The organism is Bacillus paramobilis (genome assembly GCF_038096195.1).
Classification (GTDB): domain Bacteria; phylum Bacillota; class Bacilli; order Bacillales; family Bacillaceae_G; genus Bacillus_A; species Bacillus_A mobilis.
The window spans coordinates 4,279,902-4,297,488 of record NZ_CP151108.1 but is presented as its reverse complement, the minus strand read 5'-3'; the positions used below and the strand labels follow the sequence as shown (position 1 = coordinate 4,297,488).

23 protein-coding genes and 1 riboswitch are annotated in these 17,587 nt (G+C 33.6%); of the genes, 19 read left to right on the top strand and 4 right to left on the bottom strand.

The window, feature by feature from the left end:
• The first annotated feature begins 300 nt into the window (after window positions 1–300).
• Both AABL52_RS22085 and AABL52_RS22080 read left to right on the top strand, forming a co-directional pair.
• Window positions 301–1,410, top strand: a complete 1,110-nt coding sequence (locus AABL52_RS22085; protein ID WP_341518416.1) for a tetratricopeptide repeat protein — start codon at window positions 301–303, stop codon at window positions 1,408–1,410.
• Window positions 1,407–1,544, top strand: a complete 138-nt coding sequence (locus tag AABL52_RS22080) for a Phr family secreted Rap phosphatase inhibitor (protein WP_073518968.1) — start codon at window positions 1,407–1,409, stop codon at window positions 1,542–1,544. The genes AABL52_RS22085 and AABL52_RS22080 overlap by 4 nt, the downstream gene beginning before the upstream one ends.
• Before the next feature lie 255 nt (window positions 1,545–1,799).
• On the opposite strand, the gene AABL52_RS22075 is transcribed toward AABL52_RS22080, so the two are convergent.
• The gene (locus AABL52_RS22075) at window positions 1,800–2,006 is read right to left on the bottom strand and encodes a hypothetical protein (RefSeq protein WP_000792082.1); all 207 of its coding nucleotides are present in this window, start codon (window positions 2,004–2,006) and stop codon (window positions 1,800–1,802) included.
• A gap of 231 nt (window positions 2,007–2,237) precedes the next feature.
• A riboswitch (SAM riboswitch) is annotated at window positions 2,238–2,344 on the top strand.
• Between the two features lie 82 nt (window positions 2,345–2,426).
• Between AABL52_RS22075 and AABL52_RS22070 the strand changes: the two genes are divergently transcribed.
• From AABL52_RS22070 to AABL52_RS22035, 8 genes are all read left to right on the top strand, one after another.
• Window positions 2,427–3,485 carry an LLM class flavin-dependent oxidoreductase gene (locus AABL52_RS22070; RefSeq protein ID WP_341518415.1) on the top strand — a complete coding sequence of 353 codons (1,059 nt, stop codon included), beginning with the start codon at window positions 2,427–2,429 and terminating at the stop codon, window positions 3,483–3,485.
• Complete coding sequence (locus AABL52_RS22065; protein ID WP_341518414.1) at window positions 3,478–4,434, top strand: ATP-grasp domain-containing protein; 957 nt, start codon at window positions 3,478–3,480, stop codon at window positions 4,432–4,434. Before AABL52_RS22070 ends, AABL52_RS22065 begins: the two co-directional genes overlap by 8 nt.
• Before the next feature lie 568 nt (window positions 4,435–5,002).
• Window positions 5,003–5,143: a hypothetical protein gene (locus AABL52_RS22060; RefSeq protein WP_170957612.1), complete on the top strand. Its 141-nt coding sequence runs from the start codon at window positions 5,003–5,005 to the stop codon at window positions 5,141–5,143.
• Between the two features lie 773 nt (window positions 5,144–5,916).
• The gene (locus AABL52_RS22055; RefSeq protein ID WP_341518413.1) at window positions 5,917–7,653 is read left to right on the top strand and encodes an S-layer homology domain-containing protein; all 1,737 of its coding nucleotides are present in this window, start codon (window positions 5,917–5,919) and stop codon (window positions 7,651–7,653) included.
• A 142-nt stretch (window positions 7,654–7,795) separates the two neighbouring features.
• A complete protein-coding gene (locus tag AABL52_RS22050) occupies window positions 7,796–8,110 on the top strand; it encodes a PadR family transcriptional regulator (protein ID WP_001078066.1) in 315 nt (104 codons plus the stop codon).
• Window positions 8,111–8,123: 13 nt separating this feature from the next.
• Window positions 8,124–8,735: a DUF2812 domain-containing protein gene (locus AABL52_RS22045; protein WP_088091226.1), complete on the top strand. Its 612-nt coding sequence runs from the start codon at window positions 8,124–8,126 to the stop codon at window positions 8,733–8,735.
• Window positions 8,736–8,869: 134 nt separating this feature from the next.
• Window positions 8,870–9,031 carry a hypothetical protein gene (locus AABL52_RS22040; protein ID WP_000583841.1) on the top strand — a complete coding sequence of 54 codons (162 nt, stop codon included), beginning with the start codon at window positions 8,870–8,872 and terminating at the stop codon, window positions 9,029–9,031.
• Window positions 9,032–9,511: 480 nt separating this feature from the next.
• The gene (locus tag AABL52_RS22035; protein ID WP_098259399.1) at window positions 9,512–10,420 is read left to right on the top strand and encodes an alpha/beta fold hydrolase; all 909 of its coding nucleotides are present in this window, start codon (window positions 9,512–9,514) and stop codon (window positions 10,418–10,420) included.
• Window positions 10,421–10,614: 194 nt separating this feature from the next.
• Here the strand turns inward: AABL52_RS22035 and AABL52_RS22030 are convergent, their stop codons facing one another.
• The gene (locus tag AABL52_RS22030) at window positions 10,615–10,722 is read right to left on the bottom strand and encodes a YjcZ family sporulation protein (RefSeq protein WP_000505670.1); all 108 of its coding nucleotides are present in this window, start codon (window positions 10,720–10,722) and stop codon (window positions 10,615–10,617) included.
• Between the two features lie 309 nt (window positions 10,723–11,031).
• On the opposite strand from AABL52_RS22030, the gene AABL52_RS22025 reads away from it, so the two are divergent.
• A complete protein-coding gene (locus AABL52_RS22025; RefSeq protein ID WP_341518412.1) occupies window positions 11,032–11,445 on the top strand; it encodes a hypothetical protein in 414 nt (137 codons plus the stop codon).
• Window positions 11,446–11,683: 238 nt separating this feature from the next.
• Here the strand turns inward: AABL52_RS22025 and AABL52_RS22020 are convergent, their stop codons facing one another.
• Window positions 11,684–12,139 (bottom strand): lipoprotein, encoded by a 456-nt coding sequence (locus AABL52_RS22020; protein WP_341518411.1) that lies wholly within the window; start codon window positions 12,137–12,139, stop codon window positions 11,684–11,686.
• 212 nt (window positions 12,140–12,351) lie between these two features.
• Here AABL52_RS22020 and AABL52_RS22015 point away from each other — a divergent pair, with 212 nt between their 5' ends.
• The 3 genes from AABL52_RS22015 to AABL52_RS22005 all read left to right on the top strand — a co-directional run bounded on the left by AABL52_RS22015 (window position 12,352) and on the right by AABL52_RS22005 (window position 13,304).
• Window positions 12,352–12,741 carry a general stress protein gene (locus tag AABL52_RS22015; RefSeq protein ID WP_061678673.1) on the top strand — a complete coding sequence of 130 codons (390 nt, stop codon included), beginning with the start codon at window positions 12,352–12,354 and terminating at the stop codon, window positions 12,739–12,741.
• Window positions 12,742–12,776: 35 nt separating this feature from the next.
• Window positions 12,777–12,977 (top strand): CsbD family protein, encoded by a 201-nt coding sequence (locus tag AABL52_RS22010; protein WP_097843688.1) that lies wholly within the window; start codon window positions 12,777–12,779, stop codon window positions 12,975–12,977.
• Between the two features lie 75 nt (window positions 12,978–13,052).
• Window positions 13,053–13,304 (top strand): GlsB/YeaQ/YmgE family stress response membrane protein, encoded by a 252-nt coding sequence (locus AABL52_RS22005; RefSeq protein ID WP_000522902.1) that lies wholly within the window; start codon window positions 13,053–13,055, stop codon window positions 13,302–13,304.
• A 180-nt stretch (window positions 13,305–13,484) separates the two neighbouring features.
• On the opposite strand, the gene AABL52_RS22000 is transcribed toward AABL52_RS22005, so the two are convergent.
• Window positions 13,485–13,685, bottom strand: a complete 201-nt coding sequence (locus AABL52_RS22000; RefSeq protein WP_000390990.1) for a methyltransferase — start codon at window positions 13,683–13,685, stop codon at window positions 13,485–13,487.
• 350 nt (window positions 13,686–14,035) lie between these two features.
• Between AABL52_RS22000 and rsbV the strand changes: the two genes are divergently transcribed.
• The 5 genes from rsbV (at window position 14,036) to AABL52_RS21975 (ending at window position 17,581) form a co-directional block, all read left to right on the top strand.
• Window positions 14,036–14,374, top strand: coding sequence for an anti sigma b factor antagonist RsbV (gene rsbV / locus AABL52_RS21995; RefSeq protein ID WP_044444094.1), 339 nt, complete (start codon window positions 14,036–14,038; stop codon window positions 14,372–14,374).
• Between the two features lie 6 nt (window positions 14,375–14,380).
• Window positions 14,381–14,863 carry an anti-sigma B factor RsbW gene (gene rsbW / locus AABL52_RS21990; RefSeq protein WP_061678677.1) on the top strand — a complete coding sequence of 161 codons (483 nt, stop codon included), beginning with the start codon at window positions 14,381–14,383 and terminating at the stop codon, window positions 14,861–14,863.
• Window positions 14,826–15,602: an RNA polymerase sigma factor SigB gene (gene sigB, locus AABL52_RS21985; RefSeq protein WP_341518410.1), complete on the top strand. Its 777-nt coding sequence runs from the start codon at window positions 14,826–14,828 to the stop codon at window positions 15,600–15,602. The genes rsbW and sigB overlap by 38 nt, the downstream gene beginning before the upstream one ends.
• A gap of 69 nt (window positions 15,603–15,671) precedes the next feature.
• On the top strand, window positions 15,672–16,112 hold the full coding sequence (locus AABL52_RS21980; RefSeq protein WP_341518409.1) for a ferritin-like domain-containing protein: 441 nt from the start codon (window positions 15,672–15,674) through the stop codon (window positions 16,110–16,112).
• A gap of 326 nt (window positions 16,113–16,438) precedes the next feature.
• Window positions 16,439–17,581: a fused response regulator/phosphatase gene (locus tag AABL52_RS21975; RefSeq protein WP_341518408.1), complete on the top strand. Its 1,143-nt coding sequence runs from the start codon at window positions 16,439–16,441 to the stop codon at window positions 17,579–17,581.
• The last annotated feature ends 6 nt before the right edge of the window (window positions 17,582–17,587 follow it).

The following is a 17,587-nucleotide window of genomic DNA, read 5'->3' as shown; positions in this document are numbered from 1 at the left end:
TGTATTGAACTCCTATCAAAATCTTTTTTACATGTTAAGTAATATCGATCATCGAGAAAAAAGAAAAGGGGCTTTCTTATGAAAGGATAGACTTTCATATTTCATCATTACCACTAATGAAGTGTTATTTTATATATAGAAACGAATAAGGGACAGAACAAGTTATAAGTTTAAAGAGTCGAAATGGTGAAAATGTATTGAGAAATTTTTTTGAAACGATAATATTCAGAAAATTAAATGTTTTCTAGGTTTATTTTTGTTATTATGTTAGTAATCTATAGACAAAGGAGAATGGGCTATATGAGTGTACACGTAATAAAAAAGGAAGAAATCACTTTACTTTTACATGATTGGTATCGAGAAATCCGTTCACAGAATTTCGTTAAGGCAAAGGAATTAAAACAAAGTATTGATACAAAAATTAATAGTATGGAAGAAAATCAAAAGAATACAGAGTTTTATGCACTTTTAGATTTTAGATTTAAAATGTTGAGTGCAGAGTTTTATCCCCATCAATCTGACATATCTAAGAATGATCTAAGAAAAATGAAGTTAGATGAAGCGCCATCAGATCAATCTTTATTATATTATTACCATTTCTTTAAGGCTTCTCATGCTACGGTAAACGGTGATTTTAAAGTGGCTGAAAGGCATTATGGAATAGCGGAATCTTTGTTGGAAAATATTCAGGATCCAATCGAAAAAGCAGAATTTAACTTTAAGCTATCCAGCTACTATTATCATGTTTGCCAGCCTATTTTAGTCATTCAATATGCAACCAGAGCAAGAAATACATTTGAAGGGCTGTACGGGTATAGTAGGAAGGTCGCAGCATGTGACAATGTTCTCGGGTTAGCATGTGTAAAGCTAAATGAATTTGAGCAGGCAGAAGTTTATTTTATGTCGTCTCTGGATATTTTGAAAAAGCAAAATGAAGAGGAGTTAATGTTACGAGTTCGACATAGTTTAGGGGTTATGTATGCAGAACAAAACCTATCTGATTTAGCACTTCGTTATTTATCAGAAGTATCACAAAAAATCCCGAATCACTTTAGAGCGATTTTTTTGGAAGCAAGAGAGAATTTAAAGTTAGGAAAAACAAAGCTTGCAGCGTCTTTAATTGAAAAAGGATTAGTAATCTGTAATGAACTAGAACAAAAAGAATATGAACATCATTTTAAAATTCTAAAGGGAATGAATGAGAATGTTTCTGCTGAAGAATTAGAGTTAGCTATTTCTAAAGGAATTTCTTTCTTTAATGAAGTAGGTTTATGGCAATATGTCCAGGAATATGCTGAAAAGTTAGCGGTTAAATATCATAAAGAAGGAAATTCAATAAAATCTAGTGAATACTTCTATTTAGGATATAAAGAAAAAGAAAAAGGTTTTCAGAAAGGGGCTTTAAAATGAAAAGAATCATAAGCAGTTCAATTGGATTAATAATTACGGTCATACTATTAAATGGAGTAAATGTTTCAACGGAACAATCAAAGGTTAGTACAACAAACGTTATACAATATACGCATGGAGAGCCGTGGGGCTGATGGAATATTGAAGTATAAAGAGTTATTAGATCAAAGTGAAGAAAAAGTAATTATTAGGTATATAGATGAAACGCTCAAATGAGCGTTTTTTTTATTTTATAATCAGATGTTTTATGTTCATATGTACCGCAGTAAAAGCTTATTCCTGACTTAAAAAAAGAGCCTCCACCGGAATGGTATTTGTATTAACTACAACCACATCTATCAAGAAAATTAGGTTTTTTTCCACATGAAGGACATCTCGATTCTAGTATTTTATTCTTCAAATATCTCCGGCTTCTCCACTCTAAATGATTTCACCTCACCGCACTCTAAACAAAATGTAGTTAATAGTTTGGAACGTTTTCCCACTGAAAAGAGCCTACTAGAATCATCTTCACAAACATATGCATGATAAGCAAATCCAACTCTTCCTTCTTTAAATGTAGTAGAACCACAATTCTCGCATCGTTTATTTTTCATGCTACGAACACCTCTTTTGCTGTATTTTTAAGATAAAAGTAAAGCAACTTGTTTATACATGATGTTTTCGACATGATACAACATAGCCCTTTATATATTCGTAAGTAAAACAACATAATACCCCTATAACAATATGATTTTTTATATATCATTTAATGTATATCGGAAAAATAAGTATTAAAGGATTGATTTTTATTATTCTGATGATTATAATAAATGAAAATCAAACAATTCTTATGTTGAGAAGTGGAGGGACGGGCCCTATGAAACTTCGGCAACCTCGTTTTAGACGAAAGGTGCCAAATCCTGCAGGTGAAAAAACACCTGAAAGATAAGAGCGGTTCACTTAGTCAAGAAGGCTACTCTTATTTCGATAAGAGTAGCTTTTTTTATGGCTAAAAGATAAAGGGGGAATAGGTAGTGGAGTACGGTTTTTGGTTACCGGTTTTTGGGGGATGGCTTCGAAATGTAGATGATGAATCTATGCCGCCTACGTTTGAGTATGCAAAACAAACAGCGCAAGCGGCAGAACAATTAGGTTTTTCAACAACACTGATTGCAGAATTAAATTTAAATGATATAAAAGGTGTTTCAGCACCAAGTTTAGAGGCGTGGACAACTGCGGCAGCACTTGCAGCAGTGACAGATAAATTAGAGATTATGACAGCTGTAAGACCTGGATTCCACAATCCAGCAGTTACAGCGAAAATGGCAGCGAATATCGATCAATTAAGTAATGGTCGTTTTACATTGAATGTAGTTTCAGCATGGTGGGAAGAAGAAGCGAGACAGTACGGCGGAGTATTTACCGCACATGATGAAAGATATGATCGCACAGAGGAATTTGTAACAATTTTGAAGGAGCTTTGGAAAGAAGAAGAGTTTTCTTATAAAGGGAACTTTTATGAGCTTCATGATACACATTTAAGTCCAAAACCTGTGCAGAAACAAGGCATTAAGCTTTATGCAGGTGGTGAGAGCGAACGAGGAAAAGAGGTCATTGTAAATCACGCGGATGCATATGTAATGCACGGGGGAACAGTGGAAGAAGTATCTGTGAAAATAGAAGATATGAAGAATCGTAGAAAGAAAGTTACAGAGGAGCCATTGCAGTCATTCGGGCTTGCGGCTTACGTCATTTGTCGTGACACAGAAGAAGAGGCGTTAGAAGAATGGAAACGCATAACGGATATGAAAGATGATGCGTTAGGTTACGCGAGTTACCAAGACTTTGTGAGTAAATCGCAGTTGGAACAGCAAGTGAAGCTCAATGATTATTCCGTATCGAATCGCGGGTTACGTCCTAATTTAATCGGAACACCAGAACAAATTGCAGAAAGGATACTTGCTTTTGAAAAAGTAGGTGTTACGTTATTACTTTTACAATTTTCACCACAGTTTGAAGAGATGAAACGATTTTCTGAAAAAGTGATGCCATTAGTTGAAGCGAAAAGAAAGGAATTGATTACAAATGAGTAAAATTTACATATTACATGAGAATAAGGAATGGACGGATCATTTAGTGAAAAGGCTGGAAGAACTGGAGTTGCCATATGAGGAATGGCTTTTAAATGAAGGAACACTTCCGTTAGAACAAGAACCTCCCCAAGGTGTTTTTTATAGCCGTATGAGTGCTTCTTCACATACGAGAGGGCATCGATATGCACCTGAATTAACTGAAGGGGTGCTTGCTTGGCTAGAGGGATACGGGCGCACAGTATTTAACGGATCTCGTGCATTACGCCTTGAAGTAAGTAAATTAAACCAATATGCAGCATTAAGAAAATTTGGGATACAAGTGCCGAAAACAATTGGTGCTGTTGGCCGTGACCATATAGTAAAAGCAGCAAAGGAATTAGGGGAAGTACCGTTCATTACAAAGCATAACCGTGCAGGTAAAGGCCTTGGTGTTCAACTGTTTCATTCCATTGATGCTTTAGAACAATATTTGGATGGTCCGGCGTTTGAAGAACCCATTGATGGAATTACTTTAATCCAGCAATATATTGAAGCACCAGAACCATATATTACACGTTGTGAGTTTGTAGGCGGCCAGTTTGTATATGCGGTTAAGGTAGATACATCAGAAGGATTTGAACTTTGTCCAGCAGATGCATGCTCGATTCAAGATGCTTTTTGCCCAGTAGGAGAAGAGAGTAAGAAAGAGACGCCAACAAAATTTGAAATTATATCGGACTTCCACGAGCCAATTATTGAACAATATAAAGAGTTTTTGAAAGAAAATGAAATTACCGTTGCTGGTATTGAATTTATTCGCAGTGCGGATGGAACAATTTATACGTATGATATTAATACAAACACAAACTATAATTCTGATGCAGAGTCTGTAGCGAATCAATTTGGTATGCTTGAGCTTGCTACATTCCTTGGAAGAGAATTAGAGAAACAAGTAGAGTCAGTTAAATAAGATATACGTTTCTAGTGAAAACCTTTGTTACAGTAATCGTGGTCGTATGACTAAGTTTAGGCTATCCAGATGCAGGTGTGCATGCGTTTGAAGTGATCTTTGCGGAGCAAAATAGTCCCAAATTCTTTTCGTTAAAAGTTCATGTCTTAAATTGATTTATCCCGCGTTAACGGACAGTAAAACTCACACCTCAAAATTCAATTGGAGCAAAGAAGTTAGGTGGGAGATCAACTGTCCGTAAACGTCCGATTGGTTCAACTAATAATCAGTGGGGGAGGAACAAAACCCCCACTGATTAAAGTTTCACTTTATTAAATAGAAATAATTAGTGGTAATATAAAGTGTTTTTTACCTAATAAACCTTTTGGATTCTAAATATTAACTCCAAAGTAATTCATTTCATAAATTTTAATTTTTTGCTAACAATGTTATTATTTTATATATTATTATTATTATTATTATTATTATTATTATTATTATTCCAATAAGTATTGTGTTAATTAGTTATTTTCTGATAATATCTCTGTGTGTTTTACTCTAATAATTATAAAAAGGTGGTGTTTTCTTTATGTCAAACATGTTTCATAAAATTGGTGATGCGATTGAAAGGAGTATGTATTTTAAATCTTGTTTTTATATTTTAACAGGGGCTCTGCTTATTTATATTGGTTACATTGTAGGTAAGTGGGTGGGTTCCGCTGTATTTTAGAGTGAAAAATGGAATTTAATCAAGAAAAAAGAATTTTTTCAAAAGGTGTATCAATATAAAATAAATATTAATTAAACGTAATATAACTGAATTAAGAATAATGTATATTATTCTTAATTCAGTATTAAATAAAGAAATGCCTAATTTAGCAGTATTAAGTAATGAGGAATTAAAAAACATTGATGTTTATGGTGTCTACAGCAGTTTTTTTACTGGTCACTTTACTGTGTATTACGTTATATTTTAAAACACACGATAAACGTTTTATGTATCATTATTTTTAACTTTTTTTGTTATTGGTACTTTTTCATAATTAAATGTCCAGTGGTTTATCACAAATTAAATTAAGAAGAGCATATATAAGAGAGAAAAGGCATTCATAAGAATGCCTTTTCTTTATCAATAGCCCGAGGAGAAGAGAATATACAGATTTTGATGTGGTACTTCTTGAGCAAATAGTTGTAATTCATCAGATACAGAAATAGACATACAAAAACGCCATTTTCTCCTATGATTCTACAGAAAGAATTAGGATAGAAGTAAAGCAACTTAGTTATAAATGATGTTTTCGACATGATACAACATACCCCTTTATATATTTACAAGTAAAACAGCATAATATTAATACGGAAAAATATAATAATATGAGTTTTTGCATATTTCAAAACTTAATATATCCTTCAAAAAATTTTAATAGTATAATATGTTTTGTCATATTCTTTTAGATTTTTCGACAAAATATAAAAATAGAGAACGTATTGGGAGAAGGAATTATGTACACAAAACTATTAAAATCAATTACATCATTATCACTTATTGGTGGTGCTTTATTGTATACAAACGGCAGTGATGTGAGAGCTGCTGAGGCGGGTGTTTTTTCTGATGTGCCTACGTCGCATTGGTCGTATCCAGCGATTAAAGATTTAGCGAGTAAAAATATTATTTCCGGTTATGGAAATGGAAAGTTTGGTTTCGGTGATGTTGCGACGAGAGAACAAGTTGCAGCTTTAATTTATCGTGTGTTAGTACCGAATAAGCAAGGTGGTACGTTTAGTAATGACAGTGCTCGTTACGTATTACAAGATGGATCTACTTTAAACAATCCGTATCGAGATATTCGCTCAGGTTCAACATTGTTTCCTGAAGAGGTGTTAACGTTAACGAAATTAGGGATTTTTAAAGGTGATGCAAACGGTGGATTTAGGCCGAAAGATTTTGTTAGCCGCGCAGAAATGGCGCAAATTCTTACAAACGCTTTCCAACTTTCTGCAAAACAAAAGCATACATTTAACGATGTTCCAAGCGGTTTTTGGGGTGAAAACGCAATTAGTGCAGTGCAATCAAACGGGATTGCTTCTGGTACAGGCGAAGGAAAATTTGAGCCATATAGTACGGTAAAACGTGAACAATATGCACAGTTTTTATATAATACTTTGAAATATAAAAAGCCTGAAGTTGCGGTGCAAGATACAGGGGATGCGGCATTATTAGCAGCATTCAAAGATGAAGTGCAGAAGCGTATTAATACGTACGAAACGAATATTACACTTCCGTATAAAACGAAAAATAGTAATACAAAAGAAGTGATGAATACACTTTTCAACGCCTATAAAGAAGTGGCAAGTAAAAATGAGTATACAAATAATAATAGATCGAACGTTTCATATGGACTTTCTGGATCACCTGGTAATTATACGTTTACGTTAAAGATTACATACCGTGAAACGAAGGAACAAACGGAATATGTAATGAAGCAAGCAAAGGCAATTGTTTCTTCAATTACGCAAGTTGGAATGGATGACCACGAAAAAGTGAAGGCGATTCATGATTATGTCGTAAAACACGTTTCTTATGATACTTCTTATAAAGCTTACACAGCATATGAAGCACTCGTAAATCGTTCTGCGGTTTGCCAAGGTTATGCACTATTAACCTATCAATTATTAAAAGAAGTTGGAATTGAGAATCATTTTGTAGTAGGAACTGGAGACGGACAGCCTCATGCTTGGAACTTAGTGAAAATCGAAAACAAATGGTATCACCTTGATACAACATTCGATGATCCAATACCAGATGAACAAGGCCGCGTAACGTATTCTTATTTCAACTTATCTGATGAGCAAATCGCAAGAAATCATGAGTGGAACCGCGGGGACTATCCGCAAGCTACAACAAATTATTATAGTACATTAACAAATAAAATTGCGGCAGGTGGTGCGAAAACTCCTGCATATCAGCAAATATTAAAAAATACAAAGTTAAATTATTTAGGAAATGAATACATTGCAAATAACTATAATGAATTCAAAAATAAAATGCAGCAACGTTATAACGAAAAGTTACCAAAGATTGAAATCCTTTATAAACAATCAATGGATGGCGCATTGCAAGATGTGAAAAAAGCAATTGGAGAAATCGGTTATCCGCAAGGGGCAAACCGTGTTTCTTATAAAGCGGAGCCGTATAATGCGAAAGAAGGATATTGTTTAGTGACGATTACGTTTATGTAAAAAAGCAACCTAGATCCCATGTTGGATCTAGGTTGCTTTTTTATAACTTAATTTGACATATACAGTTAAACTGTATAAAATCAAAATATACAGTTTAACTATATAGTTCGGCTATATAGTTATCGTTACATTGGAGGTCTTTATGAATAGAGATAAAAATTTACCATTAACGGAAACAACGTATTACGTTCTTTTAGCGTTATTAGAGCCAGCTCATGGATATTTAATTATGCAAAAGGTGGAGGAACTGAGTAATCACCAAGTGAAAATTGCAGCGGGTACATTGTATGGTGCGGTTGAAAATTTATTAAAACAAGGGTTAATAGAATCGGTAAAAAGTGAAGATAAACGAAGAAAAGTGTATGTCATTACGGAACGCGGGAAAGAAGTATTGCACTTAGACTTTATGAGAATGCAGCACATTATTGAGGTTACAAAGAGTTTATTACACGTATAGTTAGGGGGAAACGATGATGTGGAGATTGAAATTCTTTTTAGACTTTGAGAAAGAGGAAAAATGGTTAGAAGAGATGGCTTGGAAAGGCTATCAACTAGAAAGCACTACATTTGGTTATACATTTAGATATACAGAGCCGGAAGATGCGACGATTAGAATAGACCATAGAGTATTTAGTAGAAAAAGTGAATTTATGAATTACTGCACGTTATTTGAAGATAGTGGCTGGGAGCATATAGCTGGTAATCGGTGGTCAGGTACGTACTATTTTAAAAAGATAAATGAAGAAAGTGAAGATGACATTTTCTCAGATCAAATGTCACGAGCGGGGAAGTATAAACGTCTATCTAAAACATTTTTAGAATTAGCGATCTGTTATTTGCCGATAGTATTCCTATTTATGTTTAATGACACGATTCATTTAGGAGCACTTGTAAATCCGAAAGAACTATATTTGACGCCAGGACTATGGGATAAGCAAGGTGTATCATTTCTATGGTCATTCTTATTTGAAACGCCATTTGCATTGATGAGAGGTTTTGCATGTTTGTTTATCCCTGCTGCAATTGTTATGTATTTAGTTTGCTCGTATAAAGCAAATCGGTTGTATGAAGAGAGAAGATGATAGGGGGGCCCCTTAAAGCTGATGCTTTGAGGGGATTTTTTAAATTTATAGATAGAATATTTAGTGATTTTTTACATTAATTCCTTTTCTTCGTGTTTGGATGTGATATAATTTTGATAATATTCCTTAGGAGGATGATTATCATTCATATACTTTTAGGTATTATTGGAGCAATTGTTTTACTTGCTTTTGTTATCCACCCAGGCGTCCCAGACAAACGTGCCCCTCTAAAAAATAAACTTGCAGTAATCCTTCCATTGATTGTTATATCTGGTTTCATTTCATTGTATATATAATTTGAAAAAGTACGTACTTTAATTTAGTAAAAACCTCACTAGAACTACCACTATGGCTTCTTCACGATAATTATAAACTAATTCTTTTTTTCGGTTCCTACGTAATATATAAGATATACAATGTAAATTTTATTGATATGTTACACCGGCTTAGCATGTAGTTTTACCTTTAATTAATAGCTTGTTCTTTTATTAATCGCTGCATGGACTAGAAAAAGATCTAATATAAAAGACCAGCATATAAACTATTGTATTTCTCAATAAACAAAACAATTTAATTTGGTAAAATAATAGTTGGATGGGAGTCCAATACATATTATTAAAATTAAGATGGTTCAAGTCACAGGAAGGCACCTTAGGGTGTCTTTTTCTTTTTTCTAAATGACAGTTTTGCCTTAGAGAAGATAAATTTTCAATGGATGATTACCATGAATATATAGATAGAATTCATCCATATATTTGTAGAAAGGAGGGGTTTAAATGAAGAGAGAGGATAATAAGATTGGTCATTTTACATCTGAAAAAGGAAAAAAAGACTTTCAAAGTGCCTACGATGAATCAATGGCACTTCTTCCACAACCTAACGATAAGAAAGATATAGAAACTACATATGGCACAATTCGTACGTATTACTTTACTAAAGAGGAAAATAAACATAAGGAACCAATACTCTTACTCCCTGGACGAGGTGCATCTACTCCAATGTGGGTACCCAATTTAGAAGGATTAAGGGAGAAAAGACCTGTTTACACAATAGATTTACTCGGTGAACCTGGAATGAGCGTGCAAACGAAGGTGATTGAAAACCAAAAACAACAAGCAGAATGGTTAAATGAAGTAATTGAAGGATTAGGTTTAGAAAAAGTGCATATTGTGGGTGTCTCCATTGGAGGTTGGACAGCAATGAACTTGGCGAGATATAATCCTGAACATATTGCTACGGCTAGTTTATTGGATCCAGTCTTTGTATTTGCGCAAATATCTATAAAGATGATTCTAGCATCTATTCCAGCTTCCGTTCCTATTGTACCTAAGTTTTTAAGAGAAAAGATGTTAAGTTATGTTTCTGGAGGAGCAGAAATAAATGACGATGAACCTATCGCTAAGTTAATCGAGTCCGGTATGCGTAACTATAAATTGAAAACACCAGCACCGGATCTATTTAGTAAAGAGGACCTAAAAAATATCAATGTTCCAGTGCTTGCCTTAATGGCTGAAAAAAGTACAATGCATAATTCAGTAAAAGCAGTTGAATCTGGAAAAAAATACGTTAAAGATATAGATATAGTGAACTGGAAAAATGCATCTCACGCCATCAATGGTGAGTTCTCTAACGAAGTTAATGCGAGGATCCTTGATTTTATAGAAAAACATTCAAATGATAACTAAGTTGAAAGTGGAAAATATATTGTAATAACAACTTTATCTATTTTCATGGATATGTATAATTACATAAAAATTCAGAGAAAAAGAGAGTATACTTTGATATTGTGTAATAAAGATAAGGCCCGCCTACGGAAATAGGTGGGCTTTTTTTACATATAAAGAAAAGACACTCACATGAGTGTCTTTCCGATAGTTTTTTAGCAGAAGCAAGCAGCTCCAACGATGATTAATAAAATAAACAATACAACTAATAATGCAAATCCTCCGGCGAAGCCACAGCCGCCACAACTACCACCAAAGCCCATCATAGTTCCTCCTTTTAATAGGAGGGGAAAACCAAAGGTTCACTCATGTGTTTTAACGGATTCAATTTACTTTATGCTTTTACGAATGAATGGAGCAGGTCCTTTCCAAAATAGATTTATTTATTCTTAGAAAGAGTTTAAGGGCAAAATAGGAGAATCTATATTATTCAGTAAGAGGGAATAAGTGAAAAATAAAATATCCAAAAATACAGATGGAAATCCGCTTTTATACCTTTCATTAAGAGAATACTAGCATTATATATTATAAGGAATACTTGTCCTTAATTGTAAATGAAAGGGGGGATTGATATGAGTTATGGCCATGGTCATCCTCCTAAAAAATGTCATAAACATCACAATGAAACTTTGTCAACGGGTGTATTACGTAGACATTCCGCTACGTTGTTTCTTACTGTGGAAGCTATGAATGTTGATCCAGATGATACTCATACAGTAACTGTTGAAATGTTTGATTGGTCATCGGGTTCTCCGGTATTGTTACCATTAGTAGACCCTTCAACACAAACATTGGCACCTAATCGACGTGTTACTTTTCGTTCAGCAGCTCTACCTCCAGGAGTTTTTGCTTATGAAGTAAGAATCATTCGTTCGAAAGATAGAGATGTTGTTACGAATGTTTTTGGTCTTAGTGCAATAGTATTTAATCCACAAGAAGGAAATAATGTTTTACAACATGATTTAGCAAAATTAGACCTTAAATAGACTTTATCCCGCGTTAACGGACAGTAAAACTCCCACCTCAAAACTCAGTTGGAGCAAAGAAGTTAGGTGGGAGATCAACTGTCCGTAAACGTCCGATTGGTTCAACTAATAATCAGTGGGGGATGAATAAAACCCCCACTGATTAAAGTTTCACTTTATAAAAGTTTATTTATTGGACATGATTAAAAAAGAGTAGGATGTAGTCCTACTCTTTTTTAACATCAATTATATTAGAATTTTAAAAGAAATCTTTCATCATTTTTGCATCTTTAATGTTCACTACCACGCCTTCCACCTTATCTTTCTTCTCATTTTTAGCAATCGTAATTTGCTCCTTATTATCAACCCACACAAGAAACTCTTCTTTTGCGTCATCTTTATATGTAACGGTAATAGTAGAATGCACAGATTCTCTCTTTTTTTGATCTAATGTAATTGATTTAGGAGTGCCTTTTTGAACTGCTGAAACGATTGATTTTATCATTTCTTCGTTATCTGTTTGAGATTTTGAAACGTTGTTATTTATCGTGCTAAGTATTTCAATGTCTGTAATATTTGCGGAGTTTAATTGAAAGGCATTTTGTTTCTGTTCTTGTTTAGTTTGTGGAGATTTGTCTGTAGCTGAGGTGCTTGTACATCCTATTAAAGTGAAAGATAGAGCGGTTAGAGCGCATATAGATATGATTTTTTTCATAATATCCCTCCTTATGTTTAATTATAACAATTTTCTGTTAATTAAGGTAGTTATTGTAAGGAAAAATGTTTTAAAGTGGTAAATTATGTTGTTCATTCTCTATTAAAATCAAAATTCACATAATTTTTTTCATATTTTATGTTTAACATTTCGAAAATGGGTGTACTACATATAATATAACAAATAATTCATTTTAGAGGAGGAAGTTAAAGATGGAAACGAAGTATAGTAAACCTTTTGTATATGAATTTATTACGGAGAAAGAGGTCATGAATGCGGCGAATGATCTAGTGAAGAAAGGAATAGACCAAAAAGATATTTACGTATTAACACATGAGAAAGAAAGGACAGATAGAATCGCAGACAATGCAGATGTGAATACAATTGGAATAAAAGAAGAGGGACTTGGGACAAGCATTATTAACGTCTTTCAAAAAACGGGAGATCAGTTAAGAAATAAGATGCAAGAGTTAGGACTTAATGAGGAAGAAGCTAACTTTTATGAAGAAAAACTGGATGAAGGAAAAATCTTGTTATTCGTTAAGGATTTAGAAAGAGTCGGTGAATGGTTACAAGAAAGAAGATGCATGTATACTCTTTAAATCTATAAATCTATTACGAAAAGGAGATTATAAAAATGAGTGAAAACGGGCTGAAAGAACAAATTACGGGTAAAGTTGAAAAGAAAAAAGGACAAGTAAAAGAAGGAATTGGTGAAGTTACAGAAGATAGAGAGTTGAAAAATGAAGGGAAGTGGGAGAAGACAAAAGGAACTATAAAAGAAAAAGTCGGAAAAGTGAAACAAAAGATAAATGATGGATTGGATCATAAAGAATAATACATGTTTATCAAGCTTTGGTTACATACCAAAGCTTGATAAATCCAATATAAAAATAATATAGGAGGTTTCATTGTGGGACTTATTATTACGTGTATTGTAGGTGGACTTATTGGTGCGTTAGCTGGAATGATTACAGGAAAAGACTTTCCTTTAGGTATAGTTGGTAATGTGATTGCCGGATTAATCGGATCTTGGGTAGGTAGTGCGTTATTTGGTCATTGGGGTCCTGAATGGGGAGGCATCTTTATTCTTCCAGCTTTATTAGGTGCAATCGTCTTTATTTTAATCGTTACATTCTTTTCTAGAATGCTACGGAAAGCGTAAGTATGATAATGAATAGTAATCTTAAGTTTATTATATATAGCTATAAAGTGAATGAACTGATAAATATACATAAAAAAGCATCCAATTAAACTAATTTGGATGCTTTTTTCATGTAATCTGCATAGAAATGAGTGGAGGATGAAGACCTCCACTCATTAACAGTACACTTTCTATTATGTATTAAACCATCGTTACTTTTTCACAATTATTTATTCTTACGACTTGCCTTGGTTCTATATGGGATAAGTCCTCGCTATTACCTATATCAACTACAATTGTATTCGTTAGTATGTTAATAATGGAACCAATTAATTTTGTAGCATGATCGTGTCGATAAGAAAATTGAACGAAATCTCCCTTTTTAAAGTTGTGCTCTTCCATAGATAGATCCCCCTAAAAATAATGTTTATACATTATACATACACAAATTTACAAGGTTTAAACATTTGGTAGTATTTTTTAAGCATTAAGCTGAGAAAGGTGTAGAAAATTTATTTATCCCGCTTTAATGGGCAGTAAGACCCCCACCTCAAAATTCAGCGAAAGCAAAGAATTTAGGTGGGGAATCAACTGCCCATAAAAGTCCGATTGGTGAAGGCTAATAATCAGTGGGGGGATGAAGAAAACCCCCACTGATTAAAGTTTCACTTTATAATTAAAATTAAAAAATATGTTTAAAACTAATTTTTATGGGTAATTAAATAGTAGTAGCTTGAGATAAGGGGGCGGAAATGATGAATTTGGCAATAAATATTTTGCAAAATGATTTAGGTTATACAGTACAACTTAATGGTGAAATTGATGCGTATACGGCATCAGATTTAAAAAATAAGATCATGCCTATTGCAAGTGAGAAAGAGGTTTATATAGTAGTAGACTTTAATAAGGTAGATTATATGGATAGTACAGGTTTAGGCGTTTTTATAGCGCTATTAAAAGCAATTAAGAAAAATGATGGCAAACTAGAATTTATTGGTGTCTCTAAAAGACTAAAAAGATTATTTGATATTACAGGACTAACAGAAATATTAAATTTGAATTCCGATTTTGAAAAAGTAGAAAGAAGGTGACTAGGGATGATGGAGAAATTTGAAAAGATAGAAATGAAAATTCCTGCAAAAGCAGAATATGTGGCTATTATTCGTTTAACAATGGCTGGTGTTGCGAATCGAATGGGCTTTGCTTATGACGATATAGAAGATATGAAAATTGCTATTAGTGAAGCATGTACAAACATTGTACAACATGCATATAAAGAAGACGTTGGAGAAATTACAATTGTCTTTGGTCTATATGAAGATCGATTAGAAATTATGGTTGCGGATAATGGGGTTAGCTTTGATTTCAGCACTTTAAAAAGGAAAGTTGGTCCGTATGATATTAATAAACCAGTAGAGCATTTGCCGGAAAATGGTTTAGGTTTATATTTAATCAATACGTTAATGGATGATATACAAATTATGCATGATGAGGGCATGACAGTTTTAATGACAAAATATATACAAAGAGAGCAGGTGGAGAATGATGGAAATCCAATCTCAACCTACAAATCTTGCTAAAGAAGACGTTATTAAACTAATTGCAGACTTTCAACAAAATCAATGTGATGAAGCGCAGGAAAGGTTGGTTAATCACTATAAAAATCTCGTACATTCCATTGCATATCGCTATTCAAAAGGTGGACCGATGCATGAGGATATTATACAAGTAGGAATGTTAGGGCTCTTAGGCGCAATAAGAAGGTATGATTATTCGATAGGAAATGCTTTTGAGCCGTTTGCAATACCTACGATAGTAGGGGAAATAAAGAAGTATTTACGTGATAAAACTTGGGGTATTCATGTTCCAAGGCGAATTAAAGATTTAGGCGGGAAGATTAAACTTGCGATAGAGGAGCTAACAGATCAACTGCAACGTTCACCGAAGATTATAGAGATTGCGGATCATTTGGAACTCTCCGAAGAGGAAGTGCTAGAAATTATGGATGCGAAAAATAATTATAGAGTATCTTCCTTAGATGATGTAGTTGAAAATTCATCTGATGGAAGTTCGGTGGCGAGAATTGAATCTGTAGGTGAAGTAGAGCAAGGATATGAAGAAACAGAAAGACGTCTCGTTTTAAAGGATATTTTTAACGTATTAAATGATACGGAAAAGAGTGTTATTCATTATATATTTGGAGAAAATTTAAATCAAAAGGATACAGGGGAACGGTTAGGTATTTCACAAATGCATGTTTCTCGTATTAAAAGACAAGCGATAAGTAAATTGAAGCAAGCAGCATTTTTAGATACATAAAAATTTTAAAGAATTATGTTTAAAACATGAGAAAAGGGGTAGTTATTAAGTATAGGAGGAGATATTAAAATGTCACACGATGTGAAAGAACTAATCAAAGGATTGAATGAAGATTTAGCAGGAGAATACTCGGCAATTATTATGTATAACCATAATGCAGCTACAGTTTCTGGTATATATAGACAAGTGTTAAAACCCTTCTTTGAATCTGAAATTAGTGATGAACAAGGACATGCCCTATATTTAGCGGAGAAAATTAAGACGTTAGGTGGTACACCTACTACGATTCCTTTACCAGTGAAACAAGTAGAAGATGTTAGAGCAATGTTAGAAGAAGCTAGACAATCAGAATATGAAACAATTAAGCGCTATGAAACGAGAAAAGAACAGGCCGCGAAATTAAATATGACAGAGTTAGTTGTAAAGTTAGAAGATATGATCGCAGATGAAACAAATCATATGGAAGAATTAGATCGTCTTTTAAGCGACAAAGCAATGGTGTTAAATTAATAGTGGAACTTTACCCCACTTTAATGGGCAGTAAGACCCCCCACCTCAAAATGCAGCGAAAGCAAAGAATTTAGGTGGGGGGTTAACTGCCCATAAAAGTCCGATTGGTTCAACTAATAATCAGTGGGGGATGAAGAAACCCCCCACTGATTAAAGTTTCACTTTATAGAGTGAAAGAACAAACTCTCATTTCTAGGGGGTTTGTTCTTTTGCTGTATAAATATGTTTGAGTAGGAAATTTTCATTTTATAACTGAGTGTGCAATACTAGAAAAATAGAAAATGATAATAGATTTACATTTTAAATAAGAAAAGGGGAAATAACTTGTGTCCATTTTAATTGTCGATGATAATCCGGTTAACATCTTTGTAATTGAAAAAATTTTAAAACAAGCCGGATATCAGGATCTTGTATCGCTTAATTCTGCACAAGAGCTTTTCGAATACATCCATTTTGGAAAAGATTCTTCCAGGCATAATGAAATTGATTTAATACTATTAGATATTATGATGCCTGAAATTGATGGACTTGAAGTTTGTAGGCGATTACAAAACGAGGAGAAGTTTAAAGATATTCCTATTATTTTTGTAACAGCTTTAGAAGACGCGAATAAATTAGCTGAAGCGCTAGATATAGGGGCAATGGATTATATTACGAAACCGATAAATAAAGTTGAATTGTTAGCGCGTATGCGTGTAGCATTACGCTTGAAATCGGAATTAAATTGGCATAAAGAACAAGAAGAAAACCTTCGTAATGAATTAGATTTAGCAACGCAAGTACAAAGAAACTTATTAAGTAGCCCATTACGAGAAGATCATATAAAAATTGAAGCAAGTTACTTACCTTCATTTAAATTAGCTGGAGATATGTATTATTGGTATAAAATCGATGAAAACCGCTACGGTATTATATTATTAGATGTGATGGGACATGGTATATCTGCTTCATTAGTTTGTATGTTTATCTCGTCTGTATTACGTGAAACGATTAAATGTTTAATCGATCCAGAACTTGTCATTAAAGACTTAAATAAATATATGACTCTCTTACATAATGAGAATGACAATATCCCATATTATTTTACAGCGATATACTTAGTAGTTGATACAGAAAAGAGAACAATTGAATATGTAAATGCAGGACATCCTTCTGGATACGTTTTAGTTGATGAAGCGAATGTAGTGGAACTAAATCACGGGAGTTGTGCAGTAGGATTTTTTGATGAAATAAAAGTTGAAAAGACAGTTATACCTTTTGAGGAAAACGCTCAAATCGTATTGTTTACAGATGGTGTTCTTGAAGCAATTGCACATGATGAATTTGAGGCTGAAGAGAAGTTACGTGCTTTTACAGACAGAAAATGGGGAGATTTAGAAGAAGAGATCGAAGGGTTTTATAAGGAAGAACAGAAGAAAGAACAATCAGATGATATGTGCCTCATTATGATAGAAACGAATGCGAAATAAAAAGCG

Coding starts and splice junctions, on each gene's coding strand:
- rsbW (WP_061678677.1), top strand. CDS start 14,381: ATGATGGAGAAATTTGAAAAGATAGAAATGAAAATTCCTGCAAAAGCA.
- AABL52_RS21980 (WP_341518409.1), top strand. CDS start 15,672: ATGTCACACGATGTGAAAGAACTAATCAAAGGATTGAATGAAGATTTA.
- AABL52_RS22045 (WP_088091226.1), top strand. CDS start 8,124: ATGATGTGGAGATTGAAATTCTTTTTAGACTTTGAGAAAGAGGAAAAA.
- AABL52_RS22080 (WP_073518968.1), top strand. CDS start 1,407: ATGAAAAGAATCATAAGCAGTTCAATTGGATTAATAATTACGGTCATA.
- AABL52_RS22060 (WP_170957612.1), top strand. CDS start 5,003: ATGTCAAACATGTTTCATAAAATTGGTGATGCGATTGAAAGGAGTATG.
- AABL52_RS22000 (WP_000390990.1), bottom strand. CDS start 13,685: ATGGAAGAGCACAACTTTAAAAAGGGAGATTTCGTTCAATTTTCTTAT.
- AABL52_RS22015 (WP_061678673.1), top strand. CDS start 12,352: ATGGAAACGAAGTATAGTAAACCTTTTGTATATGAATTTATTACGGAG.
- sigB (WP_341518410.1), top strand. CDS start 14,826: ATGATGGAAATCCAATCTCAACCTACAAATCTTGCTAAAGAAGACGTT.
- AABL52_RS22025 (WP_341518412.1), top strand. CDS start 11,032: ATGAGTTATGGCCATGGTCATCCTCCTAAAAAATGTCATAAACATCAC.
- AABL52_RS22075 (WP_000792082.1), bottom strand. CDS start 2,006: ATGAAAAATAAACGATGCGAGAATTGTGGTTCTACTACATTTAAAGAA.
- AABL52_RS22050 (WP_001078066.1), top strand. CDS start 7,796: ATGAATAGAGATAAAAATTTACCATTAACGGAAACAACGTATTACGTT.
- AABL52_RS22085 (WP_341518416.1), top strand. CDS start 301: ATGAGTGTACACGTAATAAAAAAGGAAGAAATCACTTTACTTTTACAT.
- AABL52_RS22055 (WP_341518413.1), top strand. CDS start 5,917: ATGTACACAAAACTATTAAAATCAATTACATCATTATCACTTATTGGT.
- AABL52_RS22030 (WP_000505670.1), bottom strand. CDS start 10,722: ATGGGCTTTGGTGGTAGTTGTGGCGGCTGTGGCTTCGCCGGAGGATTT.
- AABL52_RS22020 (WP_341518411.1), bottom strand. CDS start 12,139: ATGAAAAAAATCATATCTATATGCGCTCTAACCGCTCTATCTTTCACT.
- AABL52_RS22065 (WP_341518414.1), top strand. CDS start 3,478: ATGAGTAAAATTTACATATTACATGAGAATAAGGAATGGACGGATCAT.
- AABL52_RS22035 (WP_098259399.1), top strand. CDS start 9,512: ATGAAGAGAGAGGATAATAAGATTGGTCATTTTACATCTGAAAAAGGA.
- AABL52_RS22040 (WP_000583841.1), top strand. CDS start 8,870: ATGATTATCATTCATATACTTTTAGGTATTATTGGAGCAATTGTTTTA.
- rsbV (WP_044444094.1), top strand. CDS start 14,036: ATGATGAATTTGGCAATAAATATTTTGCAAAATGATTTAGGTTATACA.
- AABL52_RS22010 (WP_097843688.1), top strand. CDS start 12,777: ATGAGTGAAAACGGGCTGAAAGAACAAATTACGGGTAAAGTTGAAAAG.